Below are 8,224 nucleotides of genomic sequence, written 5' to 3' on the forward strand. Positions count from 1 at the left end.
CCCCACCAGGCACTCCCCCGGCCAGGCACTCCCCCGGCCAGGCGTTCCCCTCCGCCAGCCTCCCGGCCAGGCACTCCCCTCCGCTAGGCGTTCCCCCGCTACCGCCCCTGCTGCCGCTCCCGCTCCTCCACGAGCGCCGCGAGCTTGCCCAGCGACATCGCCCAGCCGTGCTCGTTGTCCTCGGGCCGCACGCTCGGCGGCAGGTTCTCGTGCACGCCGGTGACCTGCGTGCCGCCCTCGACGTCCACCAGCGTGAACGTCAGCACCATCTCCCCCGCCGTGTCCGGGTCGTCCGTGTCGAACTCGACCACCTGGACCACCTCGGTGTCCTGGACCAGCCGCGTGAAGCGACCGCCGTAGCTGTCCACCCGGTCGCTGGTCTTGCCCGCCGTCGTGCTCGGGTCGTCGGAGGTGAGGCTGATCCGGAACTCGCCGCCCTCCCTGGCGTCGAAGGCCCGCACCTCGCTGCTCATGCCGTTGGGTACCATCCAGCGGCCCACCGCCTCGCCGTCGAGCAGGGCCCGGTACACGGCTGCTCGTGGGGCTCGGACGGTGCGCTGCACGCGGGTCGTCGTCATGCGCGCGACGCTAGCAGCGGGGACCGACAGCGAGCGGCGCCCGCGAACTCCGGACAAGCCCCTTTCCAGGTGGTGAGGAATTGACCGGGCGACCCGATCGAACCGGCCGCCGTTTTCCGCCCGGCTGCGCCGACCGGAAAACCCGCATTCGACCGGATCATCCCAGGTCGCCCCCCGGTCAAATATCCGCCGAACGTCAGCAGGGACCGCGTTGCCCCCTTTCGAGGCGTGCCGCCCAGCCGTGATCAGCATTGGCCGCAGATTGACCCGAAGGGGTGTTTCCGCAGCTCTGCGGTGTAGCCCACGACTGCGGAGCGTCACTCTGCGCCGCGTCGTCCCACGTTCCGGAAGCGTTCACGGCGAACCCCGGAACACCGTCCCGACCGCGTTCAGCAGGGGTTAAAGGGAGCCTTAAGGGCGTGTCGCACGCGAAGCCACTGCCACGATCGAGTTAATTTGTAGGATCTGCTGGCGCGGTGAGGTGACAGGCGGTTGGATGATCCGGGTTCCTGTCCACCACCCGGTCGAAGGCGCTATTAGCCCTGTCGCGCAAGCTGTGATGAACGACCGGTGGGCGGGCCCTGATCGGCGCAGCCGCCGGAGCACCTCGTGGGCACGCGCGCGCCGGACGTTCCGGCGCGCGCGGACGTGAAGACCGAACGCACCGAACGCAGAGCCACCGGAGAGGGTGACATGACGGTTCCGCTTTCACGGGAGGCGGAAGCGCTCCGCGAGCGCGCGGAGCTGGCTGGGACGTGGGCGGGGCTGCTGGCCGGGCACTCGGGCGGCAGGGTTCCGGGGCAGGTGCTGGAGCGGGCGCTGCTCGGCGAGGTCGAGCGGCTGTGCGCGGGCGCGCTGGGCATCGGCGACGGGGACGAGGACGACTTCGAGGACGACCCGGACGGCGCGGGGCCTGCCGTGGCGCGGGGCAGCGCGGACCTGGCCGTCGCGGCGGGCCGCACCACGGGCGGTGTGCTCGCGGAGCTGACCGAGGACCCCGAGGCGCTGCGGGTGACGCTGGAGCTGCTGAGCGCCGGGTTACCGGGGCTGGCCACCCTGTCGGCGGTCGGCAACCGCGTCCCCTCGGTGCTGGCGGCGCTCGCCGCCGGGTTCGCCGAGCAGGCGGTGGCGCACGGCGCGGCGAGGTCCGCGCGCACCCCGAGGCCCCGCGGGGAGAGCGTCCCCCTGGCGACCCCGCGCGGCGCGGCGGTCCGGGTCCCGGTCGACGGGCAGCCCGCCGCACCCGCCGCACCCGCCGCGCCGGAGGACTTGGACGAGGACGACGACGAGCAGCCGCACCACTGCTCGCCCGCCGACGACGCCGTCGACGCCCTGAGCGGCGCCGGGACCGGCGACGCGCCGCCGACCGGCGCGAAGACCGCCCCCGCGCCGGAGACCGCTCCCGGCGGGCCCCACCGCAGGCGGACGGGCGCCGACGCCCCGCCCACCGGCGCGGGCGCCGTCGACCAGAACTCCCCCTGGCAGGCCCCCACCGGCACGGGCCTGCCCGACGCGGACCCCACCAACAACAACCTCCCCGACGCCGACCTCCCCGGCGGTCCGGCGGCCGGGCTCCCGGTGGCCGAGTCGGTGCTGCTGGCGGCCAAGGCCGGGATCGTGGAGGAGGCCGCCCGGATCGGGGTGGCCTCGGTGACGTTCGAGGGCAGCGTCCTGGAGGCCAACGACGCGCTCGCGGACATCCTCAACCGCGCCCGCGGCACGCTGACCGGCGTCGACCTGCTCGAACTCGTGCACCCCGCGGACCGGGGCGCGGTCGTGGCCGACCTGGTGGGCCTGGCATGCGGCGGCACGGCGGCGCTGTCCGGGCAGCGCAGGCTGCTCCGCCCGGACGGCGAGGTCGCGTGGGCCGCGCTGACCACCGCGCCGCTGCGGCCACCCGGCCGGGAGCCCGACGCGGTGGTGGTCGTGGAGGACCGGACCGACGTGAGCCTGCTCCAGGGGCAGCTCAACCACCAGTCGCTGCACGACGTGCTGACCTGGCTGCCGAACCGGCAGTACTTCACCAGCAGGCTGGAGCGGGCGCTGCGCACGGCCGACCCGGCGACCGGCGTCACCGTCTACCACCTGGACCTGGACGGGTTCTCGCGGATCAACGGCGGCCTCGGCCGGGCGGTCGGCGACCACGTGCTCAAGACCGCCGCGTCCCGGCTGTTCGAGGCGGTGCCCGGTGAGAACACGATGATCGCGCGGTTCGGGGCGGACGAGTTCGCGGTGCTCGTGGAGAACGTCGCGGGCACGCCGGACGTGGTGACCACGGTGCGGCTGATCAACGAGCGGCTCGGGGAGCCGCTGGAGGTGGCCGGGCAGGAGATCGCGCTGTCCGCCACGATCGGGGTGGTGCACCGGCCCGCGCCGGGGACCCCGCCCGCCGAGCTGCTGGAGGCGGCCGACCTCGCGCTGCGGCGGGCGCGCGGGCTGGGCAGCAGGCAGTGGGCGCTGGCCGATCCGGAGCTGGACGGGGCGGACCGGCGGGACTTCGCCCTCGCGGCGACCATGCCCGGCGCGTGGCGGCGCGGGGAGCTGGAGGTCCGGTACCGGCCGGTGGTGCGCTTGGCGGACGCGGGGGTGGTGGCGGCCGAGGCGGTGCTGCGGTGGCGACACCCGGTCCTCGGGGTGCTGCCGCACGCCCGGTGCGCGAGGTTGGCCGAGGAGACCGGGTTCGCGGTGCCCCTCGGGGCGCTGGTGCTGCGGGCGGCGTGCGAGCGGGCCGCCGAGTGGGCGCGGGACGGGGCGGAGCTGCCGGTGCGGGTGGCGCTCAGCGGTGAGCAGGCCGCGGACCAGGACCTGGTGGGGTCGGCGCTGCGGGCGCTGGAGGAGACCGGGCTGCCCCGGCGGCTGCTGCGGGTCGCGGTGCCCGCGCGGGTGCTGTTCGAGCGGGACGAGGCCGCGGACAACCTGCGGGTGCTCGCCGACGCGGGCGTGGGCGCGGAGGTCGACGACTTCCCGGTGGCTCCGGGCGAGCTGGCCGCGCTGGAGGCGTTCCCGGTGCGGGCGGTCCGGGTGCGCGCCGGGCTGGAGGTGGCGCACCCGAGCGCGGTGAAGGCGCTGACCGACCTGCTCGGGGTGCTCGGGGAGGCCGGGGTGGAGGTGTCCGTCGACGGGCTGGCCACGGCCGAGCGGAGCCGGTGGTGGCGCGAGGTGGGCGCGGAGACCGGGACCGGACCGCTGTTCCCCAAGCGGGTGCGGTGACGCGGGCGCGGTGACGGCGGGCCGGGTGGCACCGGGCCCGCCCACGGGCGGTTCGGCGAGGACGCCGGGGAGCGGCGGACCGCCCGTCCCCGTGCGGGGGCGGGCGGTCCGGTGGCTTCCCGCTCGGGGCTAGATGCGGCAGGTGTCCAGGGAGCTGACCAGGATCGCCCGCGCGCCCACGTTCCACAGCTGGTCCATGATCTTGGGGGCGTCGTGCCTGGGCACGAGCGAGCGGACCGCCACCCAGCCCTCGCGGGCCAGCGGCGAGACCGTGGGGGCCTCGATGCCGGGGACCAGCTTGAACGCCTCCTCCTGCGCGCTGGTCGGGCAGTCGAAGTCCAGGATCACGTAGCTGCGGGCGATCAGCACGCCCTTGAGCCTGCGCACCAGCACCTCGACGGCCTCGGCGGTCTCCGCGTCGACGCGCGTGGCGTCGCGCTGGATCAGCACGGCCTCCGAGCGCAGGATCGGGTCGCCGAACGTGGCCAGGCCCGAGGTCTTCAGGGTGATGCCGGTCTCGACCACGTCCGCGATGGCGTCGGCCACGCCCAGCTCGACGGCGGTCTCGACCGCGCCGTCCAGGCGGACCAGGTCCGCCTTGATGCCCTGCTCCTCCAGGTGGCGGCCGACCAGCTTCGGGTAGCTGGTGGCGATCCGGCGGCCCGCCAGCTCCGAGACGTCGGAAATGGCGCCGGGCACCCCGGCGAAGTAGAACGAGGCGCGCCCGAACCCAAGCGGCAGGATTTCGTCGGCGGCGATCGTGGAATCGAGCAGGAGATCGCGGCCGGTGATGCCGACGTCGAGCGAACCCTCGCCGACGTAGACCGCGATGTCGCGCGGGCGCAGGAAAAAGAACTGCACGCCATTGGCCTTGTCCGCGACGATCAGCTCGCGCCCCGACCTGCTCACGCGGTACCCCGCCTCGCTGAGCATCCGCGCGGCGGGTTCGCTGAGCGAACCCTTGTTGGGCAGGGCAAACCGGAGAGAAGCCATGCTCGGGAGTCTGCCACACCGGGTGACGGTCACCTGTTCCGGGTACACCGGGACGAGTGTCACGGGGAATGAGACCCACTCGGGGTTCATGGGTCGTTCACCCGGTCGAGAGGGAAAGCCGAGCATTGCATTCAAATGGAAAGCGGGTGTGACGCGGAGCGCGCGGGGAGTGGCGCGCGCGGGGCGGGCGGGTGATTCATCCGGGTTTTCCGGTCGCGCTTTGCGCTCGCGCGGACGCGGACCCAGACGCCGACACCGACACCGGCGCGGAGGGGACGCCGCCCGCCGCCCGCTCCGCCGGAGAGCCTAAGCGGCGGGCGGGCGCGAGTCAGCCGGTTTTCCGGACGACCGGCGGGCGGGACCGGGGGCGGTGGTGGGCGCCCCCGGTCCGCGGCGGCCCCGCCGGGGTCAGCGGTCCCCGGCGAGCAGGCGCTCGAACGGGACGACGTCCGCGTACGGGTCCGCCTGCGCGGCCGGGGCGCGGCCCACCAGCAGGTCCGCCAGCTCGGCCCCCGCGCGGTCGATCCGCCCGACCAGCCCGGAGCCCGCGCCCCAGTCCGCCGAGGCCGCGTACACGCCGGTCGGCAGCACGATCGCCTTCAGGTAGGCGAACAGCGGGCGCAGCGCGTGGTCCAGGACCAGCGAGTGGCGCTCGCTGCCGCCGGTCGCGCCGATCAGCACCGGCTTGCCCGCCAGCGAGGTCGGCTCCAGCACGTCCACGAACGACTTGAACAGGCCGCTGTACGAGGCGTTGAACGTGGGCGTCACGGCGATCAGCGCGTCCGCGCCGACCACGTCCTCGATCACCGCGCGCAACTTCGGACCGGCGAAGCCGGTGACCAGGTTGTCCGCGACGTCGCGGGCCACGTCGCGCAGGTGCGCGGTGGTGACCTCGACCGGGCCGCCGGACGCGGCGAGGGCGGCGGACGTGGCGGCGGCGAGGCGGTCGGCCAGCAGGTGCGTGGACGACGGCTCGCCGAGGCCCGCCGACACCACGGCGATGCGGGTCATCGGACGCTCCCCTTCCCGGTCCGGGCGACGGACTGGACGCCGGTCTCGGCGGCGGTCTTCGCGGCCAGCAGGCTCTGGTGCGTGGGCGCCTCCGGCACGTCCGCGGGCCGCTTGGCCGCGAACTCCCGGCGCAGCTCGGGCACGATCTCGCCGAGCTGGTCGAGCTGCTCCAGCACGGTCTTGAGCGGCAGCCCGGCGTGGTCGACCAGGAACAGCTGGCGCTGGTAGTCGCCGAAGTGCTCGCGGAAGGTCAGCGTCTTGTCGATGACCTGCTGCGGGCTGCCCACGGTGAGCGGGGTCTGCTCGGTGAAGGTCTCCAGCGACGGGCCGTGGCCGTACACGGGGGCGTTGTCGAAGTACGGGCGGAACTCGTTGACCGCGTCCTGCGAGTTGGGCCGGATGAACACCTGGCCGCCGAGGCCCACGGGGGCCTGGTGCGCCTTGCCGTGGCCGTAGTGCTCGAAGCGCGCGCGGTAGAGGTTGATCAACCGCATGAAGTGCTCCTTCGGCCAGAAGATGTGGTTCGCGAAGAACCCGTCCCCGTAGTACGCGGCCTGCTCGGCGATCTCCGGGCTGCGGATCGAGCCGTGCCACACGAACGGCGGGACGCCGTCGAGCGGGCGCGGGGTGGAGGTGAACGACTGGAGCGGGGTGCGGTGCTTGCCCTCCCAGTCGACGACGTCCTCGCGCCACAGCCTGCGCAGCAGGTGGTAGTTCTCGATGGCCAGCTCGATGCCGTCGCGGATGTCCTTGCCGAACCACGGGTACACCGGCCCGGTGTTGCCCCGACCCATGATCAGGTCGACCCGGCCGTCGGCCAGGTGCTGGAGCATCGCGTAGTCCTCGGCGATCTTCACCGGGTCGTTGGTGGTGATCAGCGTGGTCGCGGTGGACAGGATCAGCTTCTCGGTGCGGGCCGCGATGTAGCCGAGCATGGTGGTGGGCGAGGACGGCACGAACGGCGGGTTGTGGTGCTCCCCGGTGGCGAAGACGTCGAGCCCGACCTCCTCGGCCTTGAGCGCGATGGCGACCATCGCCTTGATCCGCTCGCCCTCGGTGGGAACCCGCCCCGTGGTGGGGTCGGGAGTCACGTCGCCGACGGTGAAGACCCCGAACTGCATGACCGCTCCTCGATCCAGGTAGTTGCGAGTTCAACTACTTGTCCCAACGGTACAGGTGCGCGGGGTATTCCGGACCTGTGGGGCGGGGTGACGCGCGCCGCGCCGGGCGCGCGGCCCACCGGGGTCAGTCGGCGTCGAGCCTGGTCGCGACGGCCCTGGGCAGCGGGTACGGGCGCTCGGGCGGCAGCAGCCGCCTGGCCTGCTCGGCGCGCCCGGCCTGGAGCAGCGCGGCGATCCTCCTGGTGCGCTCGGTCAGGTCCACCACACCCACGATCCACTCGTCCACCAGCTCGCGGACCACGTCCCGCCCGACGCCGACCTGGATGCTGTAGTGGTTCAGCGCCGCCCCGCGCAGCGACCGCTCCGGGTCCCACTGGACGTGCACCCGCGCGCCCTCCAGCCCCGGCGAGTCCGTCAGCACCGCCTGGGCGAGCGCGCGCTCCCACCCCTCGCGGGTGATCCGCACCGCCAGCACCCGCTCCTGCCCCGGCTTGCGCGCCCAGTTGCTGCGGTGCATCAGCCACAGGTACGAGGGTTTGATCCAGGTCATCCGCCCGAACGAGAACGGCGGCACGAAGCGCCCGGCGGCCAGCGCCGGATCGGCGATCGCGGACGGGTAGGCCTGGTACACGGTGATGTGCGAGCCGTCGTAGTCGGCGCGGACCTGGCGCTGCGGAGCCACGCGGGCCACCCTCGCACGGGCCCGCGGGCGGGGGCGAGCGCGTTTCCGCGCCAGACCGCCCGCGGCGGGCGGGTGATCAGGGACGCCGCCCCAGCAGGGCGAGCAGCGCCCGGCCGTCCCGCACGACGGCCGTCGCGTCGCCGGAGGCCGGTTCCAGCAGCGCCATCCGGGCGCCGCCGTCCCGCGCGAGCAGCTCCAGCGCCGCCGAGGCGCCCGGATCGCCTGCCCCGCAGGAGAGCACCGCCAGCGACGGCAGCAGCGCCGACACCTCCGCCAGCACCGCCCCCGACCCGCCCAGCGCCCGCCAGTGCGCCGCGAGCCCCGGCACGTCGGCCAGGAGCCGCAGCGCGGACTCCAGGGTGCCGAACAGGCTCGTCGCGCTGTGCTCGGCCACCACGACCAGGTCCCGCTCGGCCGCCAGCCGCACGCACCGGCGCAGCTCCGCCACCACGAACGACCACGCCTCGGCCGTCGCCTCCCACGGGGCCACTCCCCCGGCCCGCACCAGCACGCCCGGCGCGCCGAGGGACTGCGCGCTGTCCAGCACGGCCGCGAACTCCTCCGGGTCGTCGCACCCGGCCCGGTACCCGGAGCCGTACACCCCCACCCCGAGCCCGGCCGCCTCGCTC

7 protein-coding genes are annotated in these 8,224 nt (G+C 74.5%); 1 reads left to right on the top strand and 6 read right to left on the bottom strand.

Features of this window, described 5'->3' with window-relative positions; translation table 11 throughout:
• Positions 1-98: 98 nt before the first annotated feature.
• The gene (locus ACTUAL_RS28105; protein ID WP_440902348.1) at positions 99-578 is read right to left on the bottom strand and encodes an SRPBCC domain-containing protein; all 480 of its coding nucleotides are present in this window, start codon (positions 576-578) and stop codon (positions 99-101) included.
• A gap of 693 nt (positions 579-1,271) precedes the next feature.
• Between ACTUAL_RS28105 and ACTUAL_RS28110 the strand changes: the two genes are divergently transcribed.
• Positions 1,272-3,788 (top strand): EAL domain-containing protein, encoded by a 2,517-nt coding sequence (locus tag ACTUAL_RS28110; RefSeq protein WP_440902349.1) that lies wholly within the window; start codon positions 1,272-1,274, stop codon positions 3,786-3,788.
• 129 nt (positions 3,789-3,917) lie between these two features.
• Here ACTUAL_RS28110 and hisG read toward each other — a convergent pair whose 3' ends face one another.
• The 5 genes from hisG to ACTUAL_RS28135 all read right to left on the bottom strand — a co-directional run.
• Positions 3,918-4,781, bottom strand: coding sequence for an ATP phosphoribosyltransferase (gene hisG / locus ACTUAL_RS28115; RefSeq protein WP_096492796.1), 864 nt, complete (start codon positions 4,779-4,781; stop codon positions 3,918-3,920).
• Between the two features lie 408 nt (positions 4,782-5,189).
• Positions 5,190-5,792 carry an FMN reductase gene (locus ACTUAL_RS28120; protein WP_440902350.1) on the bottom strand — a complete coding sequence of 201 codons (603 nt, stop codon included), beginning with the start codon at positions 5,790-5,792 and terminating at the stop codon, positions 5,190-5,192.
• Positions 5,789-6,913 (bottom strand): LLM class flavin-dependent oxidoreductase, encoded by a 1,125-nt coding sequence (locus tag ACTUAL_RS28125; protein ID WP_440902351.1) that lies wholly within the window; start codon positions 6,911-6,913, stop codon positions 5,789-5,791. The genes ACTUAL_RS28120 and ACTUAL_RS28125 overlap by 4 nt, the downstream gene beginning before the upstream one ends.
• 124 nt (positions 6,914-7,037) lie before the next feature.
• On the bottom strand, positions 7,038-7,595 hold the full coding sequence (locus ACTUAL_RS28130; protein WP_440902352.1) for a DUF4291 domain-containing protein: 558 nt from the start codon (positions 7,593-7,595) through the stop codon (positions 7,038-7,040).
• 76 nt (positions 7,596-7,671) lie between these two features.
• On the bottom strand, positions 7,672-8,224 hold a 553-nt coding region (locus tag ACTUAL_RS28135), incomplete at its 5' end, for a sugar phosphate isomerase/epimerase family protein (RefSeq protein WP_440902353.1).

The sequence above is a fragment of the Actinosynnema sp. genome (assembly GCF_052038725.1).

Bases quoted from the DNA above. Each gene is read 5' to 3' on its own strand.
- ACTUAL_RS28105 (WP_440902348.1), bottom strand. From the start codon at position 578: ATGACGACGACCCGCGTGCAGCGCACCGTCCGAGCCCCACGAGCAGCC.
- ACTUAL_RS28110 (WP_440902349.1), top strand. From the start codon at position 1,272: ATGACGGTTCCGCTTTCACGGGAGGCGGAAGCGCTCCGCGAGCGCGCG.
- hisG (WP_096492796.1), bottom strand. From the start codon at position 4,781: ATGGCTTCTCTCCGGTTTGCCCTGCCCAACAAGGGTTCGCTCAGCGAA.
- ACTUAL_RS28120 (WP_440902350.1), bottom strand. From the start codon at position 5,792: ATGACCCGCATCGCCGTGGTGTCGGCGGGCCTCGGCGAGCCGTCGTCC.
- ACTUAL_RS28125 (WP_440902351.1), bottom strand. From the start codon at position 6,913: ATGCAGTTCGGGGTCTTCACCGTCGGCGACGTGACTCCCGACCCCACC.